Genomic DNA, 18,258 nt, shown 5'->3' on the forward strand with positions numbered 1-18,258 from the left:
CAATATAATTATTAACTGAGAGTTTAATTGCTGATACTATCCTTACAAATTTATGCGCAGAGCCAGTTTATCCATTCTTTTTCTCCCTCTCTTCATTTCCGCTTGTTCCTCAGTTTACATGCCCAACGTGCCGAATACGCCGATGCTAACCTCCAGAGGCGAACTTAACGCTTCAGGACATGTAACGCTCAAGGGGAACGTGTCTGTAAACTCGGCCTATGCTGCGTCCGATCATTTTGCGTTGTTATTAAATGGATCGGTAATGAATAGCAACAGAACTAAAAAAGATTTCCGGCATAACCTCATCGAAACGGGCGCTGGCTACTTCACTACTTTTGGTCCGGATAAGAACCGTATTCTCGAGATTTACGCCGGCCTCGGAAAGGGCAATAGTGAAAGAGTTTATAAAGATAAAACGTCAACCGGCCTGATCACCGAAGACCGTCAGGAAGTAAATTTCAACAAGACATTTTTCCAAGTCAACTATAGCTCAAAACGCCAGCAGGATTTTAAACTTTTTGGTGCCCGCTTCCCCCTTAATTATGGCACTGCATTACGTGTAAGCCATGTAAAGATGAGTGAATTTTTCCGGAACGATGTTGAACAGGCCAAAGAAGACAATATCTTCCTGGAGCCTGTATTCTTTACACGCATGGCAATTAGCAATGCGGTACAAATACAATATACCAGCGGCAGTAACTTTGGATTAAAAAATCGCAAATTCCTGACCGCGGGCAATTCGGTATTCAGTCTTGGGTTGGTTATTGGTGTAGGAGGAAGAAACTTAGATTCAACACCTTAATTTCTCGCATTTGTTTCTCTCATCAGTTGGGAAAACGAAAAAAAGACACAACTTACGGGTAGCTACACGCGCTTTAAGAAAAAACAAATACTCCCCGCTCCTTATAGATAAAAAAATTACACAAATAACGGCCTCATATTTCCTAAAAAAGATACAATTTTCTATCTTCGGGCAAATATATTCCGCAATTAAATTAATCTTAAACTGAACAACGTACCGGGAGGTTAAAATATCTGATTTTCCTGGCTTGTTCATCCATATCAAATACAAACTCATGAATCAATCATGATCATACCGACTGAACGGTTCAGTGAACATAAGATCCTGATAGCCCTGCCTACCGGCAGGCAGGTTCATCTCCATTAAAAAATAAAAAATAAAAAGATGAAAATTACAGTTGTAGGAGCTGGTGCTGTTGGAGCAACCTGTGCAGATAATATCGCTAGAAAAGAACTCGCGGAAGAACTTATTTTATTAGACATCAGAGAAGGTTTCGCTGAAGGCAAGGCTATCGATATGATGCAGACGTCAGCTCTTCTGGGTTTTGACACAAAAATCAAAGGGGTTACAAATGATTACGCGAGCACAGCAGACTCCGAAGTCGTAGTTATTACTTCTGGTTTGCCGCGTAAACCGGGCATGACCAGGGAAGAACTTATTGGAACAAACGCTAATATCGTAAAAAGCGTTACCGAAAATATTCTTAAATATTCGCCCAACACTATCATCATAGTAGTATCTAATCCTATGGATACTATGAACTATTTAACTCTTAAAACTTCTGGCTTGCCTAAAGAGCGTATTCTTGGAATGGGCGGTGCTCTGGATTCTGCGAGATTCAAATATTATTTGAGTATTGAATTAGGCTGCTCTCCGGCAGATCTGAACGCTGTTGTAATAGGCGGTCATGGCGATACTACTATGATCCCATTAATTCATCACGCGACGTGGAATAGTATTCCTGTGACTGAACTTCTTTCGAAAGAGCAGCAGGAAAGAGTTGTTTCTTCAACAATGGTTGGTGGTGCAACCTTAACTAAGCTTATCGGAACTTCTGCATGGTATGCACCGGGCGCAGGAACTGCTGCAATGGTTGAAAGTATTGTTCGTGACGAAAAGAGATTAATATCTTGTGGCGTAGCACTTGATGGTGAATACGGTCAGAAAGATATCTCTCTTGTTGTTCCTGTTATTATCGGAAAGAATGGCTGGGAAAAGATCCTTGACTTTAAACTTTCTGATTCAGAGCAAGCCGAGTTCAGCAAGAGCGCTGATGCAGTTAGAAGCATGAATCAGGTATTGCGCGATTCGAAGGTAATCTAATATTCCTGTCCAGGTCGGACAAAAATCGTTATGCCTGTGATTTATAGGCTATAGATAATGATAAGAAAAACAACGGTTCCTTTAGAACTCATAAATCTCCATGATGACGGCTTCCACCTTTTGGTGGAAGTTGTTATTTTCGGGAGAAAATTTAATGCAGTATTAGACACAGGAGCTTCTAAGACGGTTCTAGACAAAACAATTGTCGAAAGCTACATCTCCGCAGAAGAACTTCTGCAATCAGAAAAACTTTCGACAGGCCTTGGCACCAGTACTATGGAAAGCCACACTGTTATACTTCCGTCGCTTAAGATCGGACGGCTCATTCTGGAAAACTTCGAAGCTGCTGTGCTGGACCTTTCTACAATAAGCACAGCCTACGAAAGCCTAAACCTTCCCCCTGTTATAGGAGTTTTAGGAGGAGATATCCTTTATAGCCATAAAGCCGTTATCAACTACGATAAATTACTATTGAAACTTTTACCAAACAGCTTATCATAAAGCAATTTAAAATCATTAACTTGATTTAAATTTCTTCAGTATGCGGTGGCTCTCGGTGTGTTTTATAATCTTCCTAAGTTTTCAAAGTTCCTTTTCTCAGAATGTCCAGGGGAAATGGGTAGGGAAAATCACTCAGCAGCCCGGAGGCTACAGCCAGCTTTATGATTTGGAGCTCGATCTCTCTCAGCGGAAAAACATATGGGGTGAATCCTATGCTTTCCAAGGTGATTCGGTTCAGATTAGAATAGGCCTATCGGGATATATCGAAAAGGATAGTATCCGTCTAAATGAAAGTTTGGGTTGGATTCGTCAGGATAAAGTTCCTTTTAGCTGGGTTGCCTGTGTTAAACAATTTGTTCTGGCATATCGCCAGGAAGGAAAACTGGAGTATCTTGAAGGAAAATGGACAGGTGTCGGGATAGATGATTCAGAATCGCCTTGTTTGCCCGGACGAGTGATCCTTTCCAGAAATATTGAAGGGCTTAATAAGTTTCTTGAAGAGCACAAAGACTCTGTGGTGGTTACTGAACCAATAGTAGTTGCCAGTAGCGTTCCGGCGGTTCTCGACTTTAGCCCTGAGTTCCTAAACACAGAACCCAAAAAGATCACTGAAATTGTTGTCACCAATCCTGATTTACAGATACAGATAGTGGATTACATGAAGGTGGATAATGATACAATATCGGTGTATCTGAACCGGAACCTGTTGGCAAAAAACATTCGTATTGATAAAAGGCCTGCCCTGCTTAACTTTAAGCTTGACACGCGGATTGAATTCCATGAAATATTATTATATGCAGAAAACCTTGGACAGATTCCTCCTAACACGTCTGAAATGATCCTTGTTGACGGAGAGAAAAGGCACCGGGTAATGATCGTTTCGGATAAAGAAAAAACTGCCGCTGTGTACCTGCGTTATAAACCCAAAAAGAAAAGTTAAGTGTTTTATTTTCAGGAATGAAGAATCTATACCTATCCGTTTTATTGCTTTTATTAGCTTCAGCAGTTCTTGCTCAGGATTATAAAGGCATCTGGACCGGGCATTTGCGTGCGGAAGTTTATGATGCCACAGTACTTAACATGCAATACATCTTGCATATTAAAGACCAAAATCAAAATATTATAAATGGAAAAGCTTATGTCTATCGTAACAAACCGCTAAAAGCTGAGGGTGCGCTTGACTTCATCGGCGTGTTTAAGGGTTCGGAACTTAAGATAAAAGAACTTAAGATTTTATACTCACGAATTCCCGCGGATACATCACGATTCCTATGTATCAAAGATCTTGAATTGACTCTTTCGCCGGACAAAGGAATAGACAATCTTAATGGAACATTTACCGGCGCCGGGGAAAATACATTGCCCTGTTACCCGGGAAAGGCATATTTACAGCGTTTCAATAAAGACAATCAAGACGAAATACCCGCGCAGTTACTTACCACTCTTTTGCTTGACGACAGGGACCCAAATGTTTTTATGCAGACCAAATTAGCCCGCCCAATCGTGATTGACGTCACGAATAATGTTATCGAATTGGAAATTGGTGACTATTTGCGAGAAGATGGTGACATTATTTCTGTATACCATAATCGGCGTCTGTTTATAAAAAACTTACCCATAGTAAATAAGAAATCAGTACATACCCTTCGGCTCAATAGGGATACTGAATTGCATGAAATCATCTTGTACGCCGAGAATCTTGGCCGGATACCACCTAACACCTCGACCTTAAAAGTGTTTGACGGAGCTAAGGAACATCAGGTCCAGATCACTGCGAACAAAGAGGTTAGTGCAGTAGTGTATCTACGATACAGCCCGGCACAAAAAAGCCCGGCACAATAACTGTGAAAGGCTTTTCTAAATACATGCTTAGATATCTATTCTGGCATATTTAGCATTCTTCTCTATAAACTCACGTCTTGGACCTACTTCATCGCCCATTAACATAGAGAAAATATGATCGCACTCTGCTGCATTTTCAATGGTAACTTTTCTTAAAGTCCTTGTTTCAGGATTCAAAGTCGTATCCCATAACTGCTCGGCGTTCATCTCACCTAGACCTTTGTAACGCTGAATACCAACGTTCTCTTCTTTACCAGTTCCTTTAAGACGCTGAACAGCAGCATCCCGCTGGTCGTCATTCCAGGCATATTCAAATTCTTTGCCCTTCTTAACCTGATACAACGGAGGTGCGGCGATATAAATGTACCCGTACTCTATTAGCTCTTTCATGTATCTGAAGAAGAATGTAAGGATCAGAGTAGTAATGTGTGAACCGTCAACGTCAGCATCCGTCATAATTATGATCCGATGATAACGAAGCTTTTCCATGTTCAATGCTTTAGCATCTTCCGCGGTTCCGATACTCACTCCCATCGCTGTGAACATATTCTTGATCTCTTCATTCTCATAGATCTTATGCTCCATCGCCTTCTCCACATTCAGGATCTTACCTTTTAAGGGTAGGATAGCCTGGAAATTACGGTCGCGGCCTTGCTTTGCAGTTCCACCCGCCGAATCTCCCTCGACAAGATATAACTCACAAACTGCGGGATCACTATTTGCACAATCGGCAAGTTTACCTGGAAGGCCGGATCCACCCATTACGGTTTTACGCTGAACCATCTCACGGGCTTTCCGTGCAGCGGCTCTTGCTGTAGCCGCGAGGATAACCTTGTTGACGATCATCCTAGCCTCCCGCGGATTTTCTTCTAAGTAATTCCCCAGGATCTCGCCTACCGCAACATCAACTGCACCCATCACCTCATTATTTCCTAATTTGGTTTTAGTTTGACCCTCAAACTGGGGTTCTTGCACTTTAACTGAAATCACTGCAGTCAGTCCTTCACGGAAATCATCACCAGTAATTTCAATCTTCATGTTTTTTAACATCCCTGATTTTTCGGCGTATGTTTTAAGTGTACGCGTTAAACCGCGGCGGAAACCGGCAACGTGTGTTCCACCCTCATGAGTATTAATATTATTCACATAGGAGTGAACATTCTCGGTGTAGGTATCGTTATACTGAAGAGCCATCTCTACCGGAATTCCCTGTTTAATTCCCTCAACATAAATTGGTTCCGGAATTATCGACGTACGCATGGCGTCCAGGTATTTCACAAATTCCTTTAGTCCGCCTTCAGAATAAAATTCCTCTTTAAGAAGGGAACCATCTTCCAAAACTTCCCGTTCATCCGTAAGCGATAAACGGATTCCCTTATTCAGGTAGGCAAGCTCTCTTAACCGTGCTGCCAGCGTATCAAATTTATATTCTGTAGTGAGCGTGAAGATATCCGCATCCGGATGGAAAGTTACTATTGTCCCCGTTCTGTCGCTTTCGCCGATCACCTTAACATCAAATAGCGGCTTTCCGCACTCGTACTCTTGAGTAAATATCTTGCCTTCGCGATGAATAACTACTTTCAGGGGTTTTGACAGAGCATTGACACAACTAACACCGACCCCGTGCAAACCACCGGATACTTTGTAAGTGTCTTTATCGAATTTACCTCCGGCGTGAAGAACGGTCATAACTACTTCAAGTGCCGACTTCTTTTCCTTCGTGTGCATCGCGGTTGGGATACCCCTCCCGTTGTCTTCAACCGTTATAGAATTTCCTTTATGAATGATGACCTTTATATCGGTACAATATCCGGCGAGAGCCTCATCGATCGAATTATCTACCACCTCATAAACCAGATGATGTAATCCCTTAAACCCTGTATCGCCAATATACATTGACGGCCGTTTTCTAACCGCCTCCAGGCCTTCTAATACCTGTATATTATCCGCTGAATAATTAGATTTATCTACTGTTTCTTCGCTCATATTTTATATTAACAACAAGTATCAAAAATAACGATTTTAGACGGAAAATCCTAGATTGTTGATAAAATTAACGCTGGTTTTTGTCCATAAAACCAGCGTTAAATTAAATGGTTGGGATACTTCGATTGAAAGATTATATTTGCGTAAATTTTTATTAAAAAACATGAAAAAAATATTGGCAAACTTAAGTAAAGTGGGGGTCGGATTGATGATTGCAGCAGTGATGATATCCTGTAGTAAAGAACAACCTAAAAATGCCCCGGCAGCAACATCAACTTCTGATAAAACAGAACTTATCGTATATGTGAATTCTGATTCTCTTTTAAACAACTACGAATATTTTAAAGAGGTTAAAAATGTGTTTCAGGACAAGTCCAAGAAAGCACAAGCTGATCTTACAGCAAAGTCAAGCGCGTTTCAACGCGAGGTAGCTCAATACAATCAGAGCGCTGCAAGCCTGAGCGCTGATCAACGTCAGGGTACCGAACAACGTCTTGCAAGAAAACAGCAGGAATTAGCAGCTTATAACCAAAACGCAGGTAATGCCCTTGCTAATGAAGAAGCGGTTGAAAATGAAAAATTGTACAATAAAGTTTCCGAGTACCTGAAAGGCTTTGCAAAAACTAAGGGCTATAAAATGGTATTAACTTATTCAAAGGCTAATCCTACAGTGTTATTTGCCGATGAAAGCTTAGATGTAACCAAAGAAGTATTGGCAGGATTGAACGATGCCTACAAGAAAGAAAAGAAATAATTTATAATAGAAAAATGAATATCTAAGCCCTGGCATTTGGCCGGGGCTTTTAATTTTATGCTCTTCTGAACATTTAATATAAGGTCTAGAAATGCAAAACATCGATCACGAAAAGTTTATGCGGGTTGCTATTCAACTCTCAGAGCAAAATGTCACAAAAGCATGGGGCGGGCCATTTGGCGCGGTAGTCGTTAAAGATGGTAAGGTGATTGCAAAAAGTGGAAATAAAGTAACTACAACCTTAGATCCAACGGCCCATGCAGAAGTATCCGCCATTCGGATGGCATGCAAAAAGCTTAAAACGTTCGATCTTAGCGGCTGTGTGATTTACACGAGCTGTGAGCCATGCCCTATGTGCCTGAGCGCTATCTACTGGGCCCGCATTGGTAAGATCTATTTTGCCAATACCAAAAAAGACGCGCACCACATTGGCTTCGATGACCAGTTTATTTACGATGAAATAGCTCTGCCAATGAGCGACCGAAAGCTAGTGATCCAACAGATTTTAAGAGACGAAGCTCAGACCGCATTCCTCCTTTGGGATGAATCGGACATGAAAATCAAGTACTGATCCATGCAAAAGGTCACACGAAGAAAATTTATTGTTGGGGGCCTGGGACTTATTACTTCGTTGATTGCGCTTGATGCTTTCTGGTATGAAAAATTCTTCATTGAGATGAATGAATTTTATTTGGGAAACGCAACAGCCAGCACAAAAAACATCAAGCTCTTACAGATCTCTGATCTCCATCTGCAGTCTGTTGACAAGAAACTTATAACACTGGTCAGGGAAATCAATAAGATCAAGCCTGATCTGATTTTGTTAACCGGTGATATGCTCGACAGAAATGAAAATCTGCATAAACTCGATCATTTTTTGTCACTATTCGACCCCACAATTCAAAAAACCTCTATCCTGGGTAATTGGGAATGCTGGCGTGTTCATCCGAGAGAACTGCTTAAGATATATGATAAACATCAGTGTGAACTGATAGTGAATCATTCCTACAAATATACTTTTGGTGAAACGACCATTTCGGTTTCCGGAATGGATGATTTTATAGGGGGTCGGGCGGATTTTAAGGTTGCAATGGAAAGCTATACTCCTGCAAAATATCATGTTGTCATGAGCCACTGCCCGCAGCATCGTGATATCATTCAAAAGGAGATGAAAGATATTCCGATTGATCTGGTACTCTCCGGACATACACACGGCGGGCAAGTGAATTTGTTCGGATTTGCTCCGTTCCGACCGCCCGGAAGCGGTAGCTACGTCAGCGGATGGTACCGGGAAAGCCTACCTCACATGTACGTTTCCAGAGGAATTGGTACCACTGTTGTACCGGTTAGGCTGGGCTCAAGGGCCGAGGTGACAATATTTAATCTTCAGGCTTAATCGAACCAGCCCTCCTGCAAATCATCGATCTCTCTCCTATCCTTCTTCGTTGGACGTCCCGTACCCCGGTCACGACTTAAATTTGGGGTATGGAACATTGATTTATAAGCTGTGGTATCTTCTATAGGAGTAAGATCTTCGTAGAAAGTAACAGCAGTTTTAGTATCAACTCTCCTCTCCAATAGCCAGGTGACTCTGATGATCTTTCTGTTTGGGCCTTTTTGTACAGTATATTCCTCGCCGACTTTGACAACATGGGATGGTTTAAGATTCTGCCCGCTCATTTTGATGCGCCCGGCTTTACATGCCTCAGTAGAAATACTCCTTGTTTTAAATGCCCGAATAGCCCACAAATATTTATCAATTCGCAATTTCTCAATCTCAGCCATGATATCAAATTTACACAACAATCAGGCATTTGCCAGAAAATTCCCTTAATTTCGCTCAAAATTACAGTATGACCACCGAATTAAAGAAACTTATAGAAACTGCCTGGGAAGACCGCACGCTGATCACCTTTAAAGAATATAGAGACGCCATAGAACGAGTCATTTTACATCTGGATTCAGGAGAATTACGTGTTGCTGAACAAGTTGGTACACGCTGGCATGTTCACGATTGGATCAAAAAAGCTGTTATTCTCTATTTTCCAATAAGGGAAATGACAGAAATTGAAGTTGGGCCTTTTGTTTTTCACGACAAGATGAAACTTAAGACCGACTACAAAGCGAAAGGGGTGAGAGTTGTTCCTCACGGTATAGCACGTTATGGTGCTTACCTTGCAAAGGGAGTGATAATGATGCCATCCTATGTAAACATCGGTGCTTACGTAGACGAAGGTACCATGGTAGATACCTGGGCGACGGTTGGATCATGTGCACAGATTGGCAAACATGTGCACTTAAGCGGTGGAGTTGGCATTGGCGGGGTTTTAGAGCCTGTACAGGCGTCTCCAGTTATCATTGAGGATAATTGCTTCATCGGATCCCGTGCGATTGTTGTGGAAGGTGTACACGTTGAAAAAGAGGCTGTTCTTGGAGCTAACGTAGTATTGACAGCATCAACGAAGATAATTGACGTTACCGGCGAAGAGCCAATTGAGTATAAAGGAATTGTCCCTGCCCGATCTGTTGTGATCCCTGGATCGTACGCTAAGAAATTTCCTGCCGGCGAATACCAGGTTCCATGTGCGCTGATTATCGGACAAAGGAAAGAATCGACTGACAAGAAAACCTCACTTAATGATGCTTTGAGAGAGAACAATGTCGCAGTCTAGCACTTAAAATAATTATAGGAAATTTAAAAGGTTGAAGTATTTTCAGCCTTTTAAATTTTATAAACCCCGAAATGAAAATAGGTTTTGATGGCAAGCGTACAACTCAGAATCTTACAGGCTTGGGGAACTATAGCCGGTATATAATACAATTGCTGGCCAAATTTTATCCGGAGAACCATTACACAATTTACGCTTTAAAGCCCCCCTCTCAGGATTTAACAATAAGTGGCATTGAATACCAATACCCCAAAGTAAAGTGGGTCAAGTCTTACTGGCGTAGTTATGGTGTGGTTAAGGACCTTGTGAAACAAAAGATCGATCTTTTTCACGGCCTCAGCAATGAAATTCCTCATGGGTTAAAAAAAGCTGGAATACCGTCAGTGGTCACTATCCACGATCTTATCTTTATTCGATACCCGCAATATTATTCTTTTATTGACAGGATTATATACAAGCTTAAATTCCTTCACGCTGCTTTACACGCTGATAAGGTTATCGCGATAAGCCAGCAAACTAAACAGGACCTGGTAGAGTATTTCGGGATAAACGAAGATCGCATCAAAGTGATCTACCAAAATTGCGACCCTATATTTCGTCAAACGATTTCACAAACAGCTCGGAATACAGTCGCCAAAAAACATAGTCTTCCCCGGAAATATCTGTTAAACGTGGGCACAATAGAGGAACGCAAAAATTTGATGCTAATAGTAAAAGCATTAACAAAAATTGAGGCTGTTCATCTTGTAGTAGTTGGGAAGGAAACCGGGTACATTAAAAAAGTTAAAGACTTTATTGCGGAACATAACCTAACTGAACGCGTGCACTTTCTGAAAAACGTAGCACATGCTGATCTCCCGGCAGTGTACCAGCAAGCAGAACTCTTTATTTATCCGTCCAGATTTGAAGGATTTGGAATCCCAATAATTGAAGCTCTGCACTCCGGAGTACCCGTCATAGCAGCCACAGGATCGTGCCTCGAAGAAGCGGGTGGCCCGGGAAGCATTTATGTGGATCCTGATGATGCTACCGACCTGGCGAAACAAATCAGCGATATTCTGGAAAACAGCGAAAAAAGAACAGATATGATAAATGCCGGAAGGGAATATCTGGAAAAATTCGAGGACAAAAAAATCGCTGATCAAATGCTGCATTTTTACCAAAATGTTTTAGACAATGCTTAGAGAAGAAGTAAACAAAGCTTTTGAGGTATTAAAAGAAGGGGGCATGATCCTCTATCCTACTGATACGATATGGGGCATAGGCTGCGATGCTACTAATCCTGAAGCCGTAGAAAAAGTTTTTAAGTTGAAGGGCAGATCCTCGAAAAAAAGCCTGATCATCTTACTGGACACTGATAGCAAGCTTCAAAGCTATGTCAAAGAAGTCCCTGAAATTGCTTATGATCTGATAGAATTTGCTGAAAATCCATTGACCATTGTATATTCGGGAGCCAAAAATCTCGCTCCAAACGCCGTCGCCGAAGACGGTAGCATTGGTATTCGAATCGTGCGGCAGGAGTTTTGTGTTCAGCTTTTACAGCGTTTCCGTAAACCTATAATATCTACCTCAGCAAACTTGAGCGGTGAGTCCTCGCCTGTGAGTTTTCTTGACATAAGCCCGGAAATAATAAACGGGGTTGACTATGTGGTTAATTGGGACCAGAATGTGGCTACAAACGGCAAGCCGTCGACAATAATGAAGCTGGAGCCAGGCGGCAAATTCTCATTTATCAGGAAATAAGGTAGTGAAACCTGAGAATTGTCGTCCTTTGTCGATATTTGTTTACTATAAACCAATCATCCTTTATTAAAAGGAATGAATTGACATGAAAGAATACTTGCTTAATCCCATTTTTAAAAAACTCAGCAAACTAGCGGAGGATACAAACGACGAGATTTATGTTATAGGCGGATTTGTGCGGGATATTTTTTTACAAAGGCCATCAAAAGATATTGACATACTCGTTATTGGGAACGGAATTAAGTTTGCCGAGGCTGCAGGAAAGGAACTCCATACCAAAGTATCAGTCTTTAAAAGTTTCGGAACAGCTATGTTGCGAGACGGTGACCTCGAAATCGAATTTGTCGGAGCGAGAAGGGAATCGTATCGGGCAGAGTCAAGAAAGCCTATTATTGAAGATGGAACTCTGGACGACGACCAAAAGCGCCGGGACTTTACTATAAACGCAATGGCCTTTGGTTTAAACAAATCGAATTTCGGCCAATTGCTCGATCCATTCTGTGGCATTGATGATCTTGAACGAAAACTGATCAGAACACCCCTTGATCCGGAAATAACTTTCTCCGACGACCCTTTGAGAATGCTCAGGGCGATACGTTTTGCAACGCAATTGAGCTTTAGCATTGATGAAAAAGCATTAGATGCCATAAAATTGAATTGCAATCGTATAAAGATTGTATCGATGGAAAGGGTTACAGATGAACTGAATAAGATCATTTTATCACCAAAACCTTCCGTTGGTTTTAAATATTTGTTTGATACTGGCCTGCTAAAGGAAATATTTTCTCAAATGGTTGATCTTCATGGTGTCGATGTTATAGATGGCAAAGGACATAAAGATAATTTCTATCATACACTGCAAGTACTGGATAATATCTCAGAAGACACCAACGACCTGTGGTTGAGATGGGCAGCTATTTTGCACGATATTGCTAAACCTGCCACCAAACGATTTGAAGCCGGTCATGGGTGGACATTTCATGGTCACGAAGACAGAGGCGCGCGAATGGTGCCCAAAATTTTTGCTCAGCTGAAGCTGCCGCTGAATGAAAAAATGAAAATGGTACAAAAACTTGTACAGCTTCACTTACGTCCTATTGTCCTCGCACAGGATGTAGTCACTGATTCCGCAGTTCGGCGCTTATTATTTGAGGCAGGTGAAGAGATCGAAGGGCTCATGCTTCTCTGTAATGCCGATGTGACGACAAAAAATGAATACAAAGTAAAAAAATATAGACGTAATTTCGAATTGGTTAAGCAGAGGCTTAAAGAAGTTGAGGAAAGTGATCAGATCAGAAATTGGCAACCCCCCGTTAGTGGAGAGGATATTATGCTGGCATTTAATTTGAGGGCAGGTAGGGAAGTTGGCATAATAAAAAATCAGATACGAGAAGCTATCCTTGAGGGCGAAATAAAAAACTCCCGGGATGAAGCAATTCAGTACATGTTAGAAAAAGGTAAAGAGATTGGATTATTGCCAGCAAAAACCAACACATAAAAATTTAGAACAAAATCCGGAATCAGTTTTCAAATAGTATTTTTGTACTTAAATAGTAGATAGTAATGGCGATATATAGATTTAGGGTGTCTTTTGAGGATTATGATGATGTGGAGCGCGATATTGACATCAAATCAAACCAGACTTTTGAAGACCTTCACAAAGCTATTCATGCGTCAACAGGTTACAAAGTTGAAACTTCTTCTTCCTTTTACGTGAGTAACGATCAATGGATAAAGAATGAGGAGATTGCATTCCTTCCTAATCAGCGAAAGGTAAATAATGAAGTCGCTCTAATGGAGAATTCCAAACTTAGCAGTTTCATTGACGACCCTCACCAGAAGTTCTATTATATCTATAATTTTGACAGGCCTTTCGACTTTCACGTAGAGCTGATTAAGATAATGCTAAATGAGGAGGCTGGTAAAAGCTACCCTCATGTTTCCCGGAGCCTTGGCGAAGCGCCAAAAATCGCCGGCTCAGGAGTTCTTCCTCAGGTGGCTGCAACTGCAGTGTCAGATGATTTTGATTTTCTTAATGAGGAAGAATTTCAGCCTGAAGATACCGACGAGCTGGAGCAGATGAACGAAATGGGAATCACGACAGATCAGGAGAATACTGGCGAAGACGAAGAAGACGAAAAAGATGAGTTCATGGACGAATTTTCTGATAATGAGGGTTATGATGCCGATGATGTTCAAAAAGATGACTACTAATCTCTGACCAACATTTCTTAATGGCCAAAACACTGATCGTAATTGCAGGACCAACGGCGATTGGCAAAACCAAACTAGCTATACAATTAGCCCAGTACTACAAAACAGAGATAATTTCCGCAGATTCCAGGCAGTTCTATAGAGAGATGGCAATTGGCACCTCCAAGCCTTCGATAGAAGAGCTTAATGCGGCCAAGCATCATTTTATAGATTCCCTCTCTATTACTCATAATTATAGTGTTGGTGATTATGAAAGAGAAGCTCTTAGCTTAACTGACGAGCTTTTCACTGAACATGATGTGATTGTTATCGTAGGAGGTTCCGGGCTATTTATTAATGCCATAATCAATGGCTTCGACGACCTTCCCTCTTCCTCAAAGGATGTCCGTGATAAACTCAATAATTTGTTCGATACCCAGGGAATCACTTGCCTCCAGGAAAAGCTAAAAGAACTCGACCCAGCCTTTTATAAAGAAGTTGATATCAATAATCCCCACCGGCTAATCAGGGCTCTCGAAGTTTATGAAACGACTGGAAAGCCATTTTCAGGATTCCGGAATAAAATTAAAAAAAAGCGCACGTTTGATATCGTACAGATAGGACTTAACACAGACCGGGGAAAACTCTATGAGAACATCAATCATAGAGTAGATTTAATGATCAATGCTGGCCTCTTAAATGAAGTTGATGGCCTCAAATCGTTCAGGCACCTCAATCCACTAAATACTGTCGGGTACTCCGAGCTGTTCGACTATTTTGACGGTAACACTACATTAGAGGAAGCCATTGAAAAGATCAAGCAAAATACCAGAAGATTTGCCAAGCGACAATTAACATGGTTTAACAAATCGGGAGATATAAAATGGTTTCAGCCCAATGAACTTGAAAGCATCATCGTTTATCTCGACTCCTTGCTGGGCGATCCTGAGCACGGGGTGCGAAAAAGTTAAAGAATAGGATAAGAAAGGACAATGTACTTACAAGCTGGCTCATCACCAGGAACTTACCAGCCTGGCTTATTGGGTAAATGTCTCCATATCCAACTGTAGCACCAGTTATCAAACTAAAATATAGTGCTTCGGCAATGTTCCCCACTGGTTGATTTAAATAATTACCAGCGGCGTAAATCACTGCATACGATCCGATTACTTCAGCGAAATTAAAGAATAGCAGTATCAGTGATCTGTTATAATTCCTATCGCTATTGTGTTCCGGTAGAAATATCTTTTGAAAAATATAAACATACGTCTCAATAAGTAGGTAAATATTGATTGCGAACAGCCACGTATGATTCCAGAGGCCAAAGTAGAGCATGACAAATGGTATTGCCGTTTTGAAGATTACATAAAGCTCCCCTCGTATCTTCCTCTCATGATATGACGATTTTCGATGAATGTGTTCCAGATAAACTCCGGGAAAGAATGCGTTGGATGTTACCAGGAACAGTCTGAATATTCTCTCAATCCCAAAATCATTGTAATGGGAATTATGCCACACATCGCGGATTTTTTTAAAATGCGGCATATGCGGCTGCTCTTCAAGCTTGTTTAGGGCTTGATTCCCAAATATCAATCTGGTTAAATGCCGTTTCATTTAGGCTTGTGCCGGTGGACCACCGAAATTCATAGGCAATGCCGGAGGATCTTCGTTGATCTTGATCCGTCCATTAATGGCCTCGAACTTTTCAAGGTTATCTTCCAAAGCTCTCATAAACCGTTTAGCATGTTCCGGAGTTAAAACAATTCTCGACTTAACTCTTGCTTTTGGAACACCTGGCATAACACGGACAAAGTCTAAGACGAATTCGGTGTTAGAGTGTGTAATAATGGCGAGATTGGAATAAATTCCTTCTGCAACTTCTTCAGAAAGTTCGATATTTAATTGATTTTCGGAGTTTTGATCATCCATAATTTGAAATAAAAAAGTCCTCACTAAAAAGAGAGGACTTCATATTGGTATGCGTGAATTATTTTAGTGTAAAGTTAACGATTGCCATAATCGAACCGATAATAGCTAAAAATTGAATAATACCTGCAAAGTAAATTGATTTTGTCAGATCAGATTTCATATTTACCATATCCTCTCTTACTATCGCGATATCATTTTTTGTCGCATAAATTTCCCGCCTGGAATCAAACTCAGAAGTGACCTCAGATCTCACAAAAGATACCAATTCTTCAGCGCCCTTTTCTCCGAGCTTACTCTTTAATATCTGATATAATTGTATTTCCGAAACCGTCATACGTATAGTTATGCTATAAAATTACAAATTATGGGCCAAACAAAAAAGCCCCCGATTAAATCGGGGGCTCATAATTAGCTAACGGCAAAGGATTAAGCTTCTACTTCTTCCTGTTTTGATGCCAGTAATTTGTCGTATTCTTCCTGAGAACCAACAATGATACGCTCGTAATGGCGTAAACCTGTTCCCGAAGGAATCAAATGCCCAACGATCACATTTTCTTTCAGCCCTAACAAGTTATCACGTTTACCACTGATCGCTGCCTCATTCAACACTTTAGTAGTTTCCTGGAAGGAAGCTGCTGAGATGAATGATTTAGTTCCCAATGATGCACGGGTGATACCTTGAAGCATTTGGCTTGAAGTAGCCGCGATAGCATCACGGGTCTCCACAAGTTTCATGTCTTTACGCTTAAGAACGGAATTTTCATCCCTTAATTTACGTACAGATATGATCTGACCAGCTTTCAGGTTAGTTGATTCTCCCGGTTCTGTAACAACACGTTTATCGTAAATCTCATCATTTTCCAGTTGGAAATCCCAACGGTCAACAAGTTCCTTCTCTAAGAAACGTGTATCACCAGCGTCCTCGATCATCACTTTTTGCATCATTTGGTGAACGATGGTTTCAAAGTGCTTATCGTTGATCTTCACACCCTGCAGACGGTAAACTTCCTGGATACCGTTAACAAGGTATTCCTGAACTGCCGCAGGGCCTTTGATTGAAAGGATATCAGCAGGAGAAATTGATCCGTCTGATAATGGCATACCCGCTTTCACGAAGTCATTATCCTGTACAAGGATGTGTTTAGACAATGGAACAAGGTATTTCTTGACCTGTCCGTCTTTTGATTCGATAGACATCTCCCGGTTACCACGTTTAACTCCAGCTAAAGTTACAACACCATCGATCTCAGTTACAACTGCAGGGTTTGAAGGGTTACGTGCTTCGAACAATTCAGTCACACGTGGAAGACCACCCGTGATATCTCTTGTTTTTCCTGTTGAACGAGGGATCTTAGCAATGATCTGCCCCATTTTCACAGCTTCGTGTTCTTCAACTGCAATGTGTGCTCCTACCGGAATGTTATAACCTTTAAGTCCGTTTCCTTTCTTATCCGCAACCCGGATAACAGGGTTTTTTGTCTTATCACGGGTATCAATAATAACTTTCTCTCTGTGGCCAGTTTGCTCGTCAGATTCTTCACGGAAGGTAACACCTTCGATGATCGCCTCAAATTCAGCTTTACCTTCAAACTCAGAGATAATAACCGCATTATATGGATCCCAGCTACAGATCTTGTCACCTTTAGAGATCTTCTCACCATCCTTAACATATAGATAAGCTCCGTAAGGGATGTTGTTAGCCATGATCATTTTGTTTGTACCCGGCTCAACGATCCTGAACTCACCTGAACGTCCTAAAACAACCTCAAGTGGTCCTTCTTCAGTTTGGTGACTAACAGTTCTAACGTTTTCAAATTCGATAACACCATCGAATTTAGCCACGATCTGAGATTCTGCCGCAATGTTAGATGCAGTACCACCCACGTGGAATGTCCGAAGTGTTAACTGGGTACCCGGCTCACCGATTGATTGAGCAGCAATTACGCCGACAGCTTCCCCCATTTGAACACGTTTACCAGTTGCAAGGTTACGTCCGTAACAAAGCGCACAAACACCACGCTTGCTCTCACATGTAAGAACCGAACGGATCTCAATACCCTCAAGCGCAGAGTTTTCGATCTTAATTGCAACATGCTCTTCAATATCTTCACCTGCAGTAACAAGTAAATCATTGGTTAGTGGATCATATACGTCATGAAGACTTGTACGTCCCAAAATACGATCGTATAAAGGCTCAACAATATCCTCATTGTCTTTTAATGCTGTAGTGTAGATTCCTCTCAGGGTTCCGCAATCAGTTTCACCCACGATCATGTCCTGAGCAACATCATGCAAACGACGAGTTAAGTAACCCGCATCCGCTGTTTTCAAGGCTGTATCGGCAAGACCTTTACGTGCACCGTGAGTAGAGATGAAGTACTCGAGTACCGATAATCCTTCCTTAAAGTTAGATAAGATCGGGTTTTCGATAATTTCACCGCCTGAACCAGATTTCTGAGGCTTGGCCATCAAACCACGCATTCCGCAAAGCTGACGAATCTGCTCTTTAGAACCAC

At 41.4% G+C, this 18,258-nt stretch carries 19 protein-coding genes and 1 pseudogene; 14 read left to right on the plus strand and 6 right to left on the minus strand.

The window, feature by feature from the left end; all coding sequences use genetic code 11:
* Positions 1-118 precede the first annotated feature (118 nt).
* The 5 genes from WKF69_RS11620 to WKF69_RS11640 all read left to right on the plus strand — a co-directional run bounded on the left by WKF69_RS11620 (position 119) and on the right by WKF69_RS11640 (position 4,468).
* The gene (locus WKF69_RS11620) at positions 119-802 is read left to right on the plus strand and encodes a hypothetical protein (RefSeq protein ID WP_340382086.1); all 684 of its coding nucleotides are present in this window, start codon (positions 119-121) and stop codon (positions 800-802) included.
* A 384-nt stretch (positions 803-1,186) separates the two neighbouring features.
* On the plus strand, positions 1,187-2,125 hold the full coding sequence (mdh, locus tag WKF69_RS11625) for a malate dehydrogenase (RefSeq protein ID WP_340382088.1): 939 nt from the start codon (positions 1,187-1,189) through the stop codon (positions 2,123-2,125).
* Between the two features lie 57 nt (positions 2,126-2,182).
* Complete coding sequence (locus tag WKF69_RS11630) at positions 2,183-2,626, plus strand: retropepsin-like aspartic protease (protein ID WP_340382090.1); 444 nt, start codon at positions 2,183-2,185, stop codon at positions 2,624-2,626.
* Between the two features lie 40 nt (positions 2,627-2,666).
* Positions 2,667-3,566, plus strand: coding sequence for a hypothetical protein (locus tag WKF69_RS11635; RefSeq protein ID WP_340382092.1), 900 nt, complete (start codon positions 2,667-2,669; stop codon positions 3,564-3,566).
* Positions 3,567-3,583: 17 nt separating this feature from the next.
* Positions 3,584-4,468 carry a hypothetical protein gene (locus WKF69_RS11640; RefSeq protein ID WP_340382094.1) on the plus strand — a complete coding sequence of 295 codons (885 nt, stop codon included), beginning with the start codon at positions 3,584-3,586 and terminating at the stop codon, positions 4,466-4,468.
* Between the two features lie 27 nt (positions 4,469-4,495).
* On the opposite strand, the gene gyrB is transcribed toward WKF69_RS11640, so the two are convergent.
* On the minus strand, positions 4,496-6,454 hold the full coding sequence (gene gyrB, locus WKF69_RS11645; RefSeq protein ID WP_340382096.1) for a DNA topoisomerase (ATP-hydrolyzing) subunit B: 1,959 nt from the start codon (positions 6,452-6,454) through the stop codon (positions 4,496-4,498).
* A gap of 163 nt (positions 6,455-6,617) precedes the next feature.
* On the opposite strand from gyrB, the gene WKF69_RS11650 reads away from it, so the two are divergent.
* The 3 genes from WKF69_RS11650 (at position 6,618) to WKF69_RS11660 (ending at position 8,604) form a co-directional block, all read left to right on the plus strand.
* Positions 6,618-7,208 (plus strand): OmpH family outer membrane protein, encoded by a 591-nt coding sequence (locus WKF69_RS11650; protein WP_340382114.1) that lies wholly within the window; start codon positions 6,618-6,620, stop codon positions 7,206-7,208.
* A gap of 91 nt (positions 7,209-7,299) precedes the next feature.
* On the plus strand, positions 7,300-7,779 hold the full coding sequence (locus WKF69_RS11655; protein ID WP_340382098.1) for a nucleoside deaminase: 480 nt from the start codon (positions 7,300-7,302) through the stop codon (positions 7,777-7,779).
* A gap of 3 nt (positions 7,780-7,782) precedes the next feature.
* The gene (locus tag WKF69_RS11660) at positions 7,783-8,604 is read left to right on the plus strand and encodes a metallophosphoesterase (protein ID WP_340382100.1); all 822 of its coding nucleotides are present in this window, start codon (positions 7,783-7,785) and stop codon (positions 8,602-8,604) included.
* On the opposite strand, the gene WKF69_RS11665 is transcribed toward WKF69_RS11660, so the two are convergent.
* Complete coding sequence (locus tag WKF69_RS11665; RefSeq protein WP_340382102.1) at positions 8,601-8,993, minus strand: S4 domain-containing protein; 393 nt, start codon at positions 8,991-8,993, stop codon at positions 8,601-8,603. The genes WKF69_RS11660 and WKF69_RS11665 overlap by 4 nt on opposite strands.
* 68 nt (positions 8,994-9,061) lie before the next feature.
* Here WKF69_RS11665 and WKF69_RS11670 point away from each other — a divergent pair, with 68 nt between their 5' ends.
* The 6 genes from WKF69_RS11670 (at position 9,062) to miaA (ending at position 14,784) form a co-directional block, all read left to right on the plus strand.
* Positions 9,062-9,880: a 2,3,4,5-tetrahydropyridine-2,6-dicarboxylate N-succinyltransferase gene (locus tag WKF69_RS11670; RefSeq protein ID WP_340382104.1), complete on the plus strand. Its 819-nt coding sequence runs from the start codon at positions 9,062-9,064 to the stop codon at positions 9,878-9,880.
* Between the two features lie 71 nt (positions 9,881-9,951).
* Positions 9,952-11,061 (plus strand): glycosyltransferase family 1 protein, encoded by a 1,110-nt coding sequence (locus WKF69_RS11675; RefSeq protein WP_340382106.1) that lies wholly within the window; start codon positions 9,952-9,954, stop codon positions 11,059-11,061.
* Positions 11,054-11,620 (plus strand): L-threonylcarbamoyladenylate synthase, encoded by a 567-nt coding sequence (locus WKF69_RS11680; protein WP_340382107.1) that lies wholly within the window; start codon positions 11,054-11,056, stop codon positions 11,618-11,620. Before WKF69_RS11675 ends, WKF69_RS11680 begins: the two co-directional genes overlap by 8 nt.
* A gap of 85 nt (positions 11,621-11,705) precedes the next feature.
* The gene (locus WKF69_RS11685; RefSeq protein ID WP_340382108.1) at positions 11,706-13,118 is read left to right on the plus strand and encodes an HD domain-containing protein; all 1,413 of its coding nucleotides are present in this window, start codon (positions 11,706-11,708) and stop codon (positions 13,116-13,118) included.
* Between the two features lie 65 nt (positions 13,119-13,183).
* Positions 13,184-13,834, plus strand: a complete 651-nt coding sequence (locus tag WKF69_RS11690) for a hypothetical protein (RefSeq protein ID WP_340382109.1) — start codon at positions 13,184-13,186, stop codon at positions 13,832-13,834.
* Positions 13,835-13,854: 20 nt separating this feature from the next.
* Complete coding sequence (gene miaA, locus WKF69_RS11695) at positions 13,855-14,784, plus strand: tRNA (adenosine(37)-N6)-dimethylallyltransferase MiaA (protein WP_340382110.1); 930 nt, start codon at positions 13,855-13,857, stop codon at positions 14,782-14,784.
* Here the strand turns inward: miaA and WKF69_RS11700 are convergent.
* The 4 genes and pseudogenes from WKF69_RS11700 to WKF69_RS11715 all read right to left on the minus strand — a co-directional run.
* A complete protein-coding gene (locus tag WKF69_RS11700; RefSeq protein ID WP_340382111.1) occupies positions 14,726-15,427 on the minus strand; it encodes a potassium channel family protein in 702 nt (233 codons plus the stop codon). The genes miaA and WKF69_RS11700 overlap by 59 nt on opposite strands.
* On the minus strand, positions 15,428-15,742 hold the full coding sequence (locus WKF69_RS11705; protein ID WP_340382112.1) for a DUF3467 domain-containing protein: 315 nt from the start codon (positions 15,740-15,742) through the stop codon (positions 15,428-15,430).
* A gap of 58 nt (positions 15,743-15,800) precedes the next feature.
* Positions 15,801-16,076, minus strand: coding sequence for a hypothetical protein (locus WKF69_RS11710; RefSeq protein WP_340382113.1), 276 nt, complete (start codon positions 16,074-16,076; stop codon positions 15,801-15,803).
* Positions 16,077-16,168: 92 nt separating this feature from the next.
* Positions 16,169-18,258: pseudogene (locus tag WKF69_RS11715) on the minus strand (DNA-directed RNA polymerase subunit beta'); the annotation flags it as partial.

This window comes from Daejeonella sp. (assembly GCF_037719425.1).
In the GTDB taxonomy this organism is placed as follows: domain Bacteria; phylum Bacteroidota; class Bacteroidia; order Sphingobacteriales; family Sphingobacteriaceae; genus Daejeonella.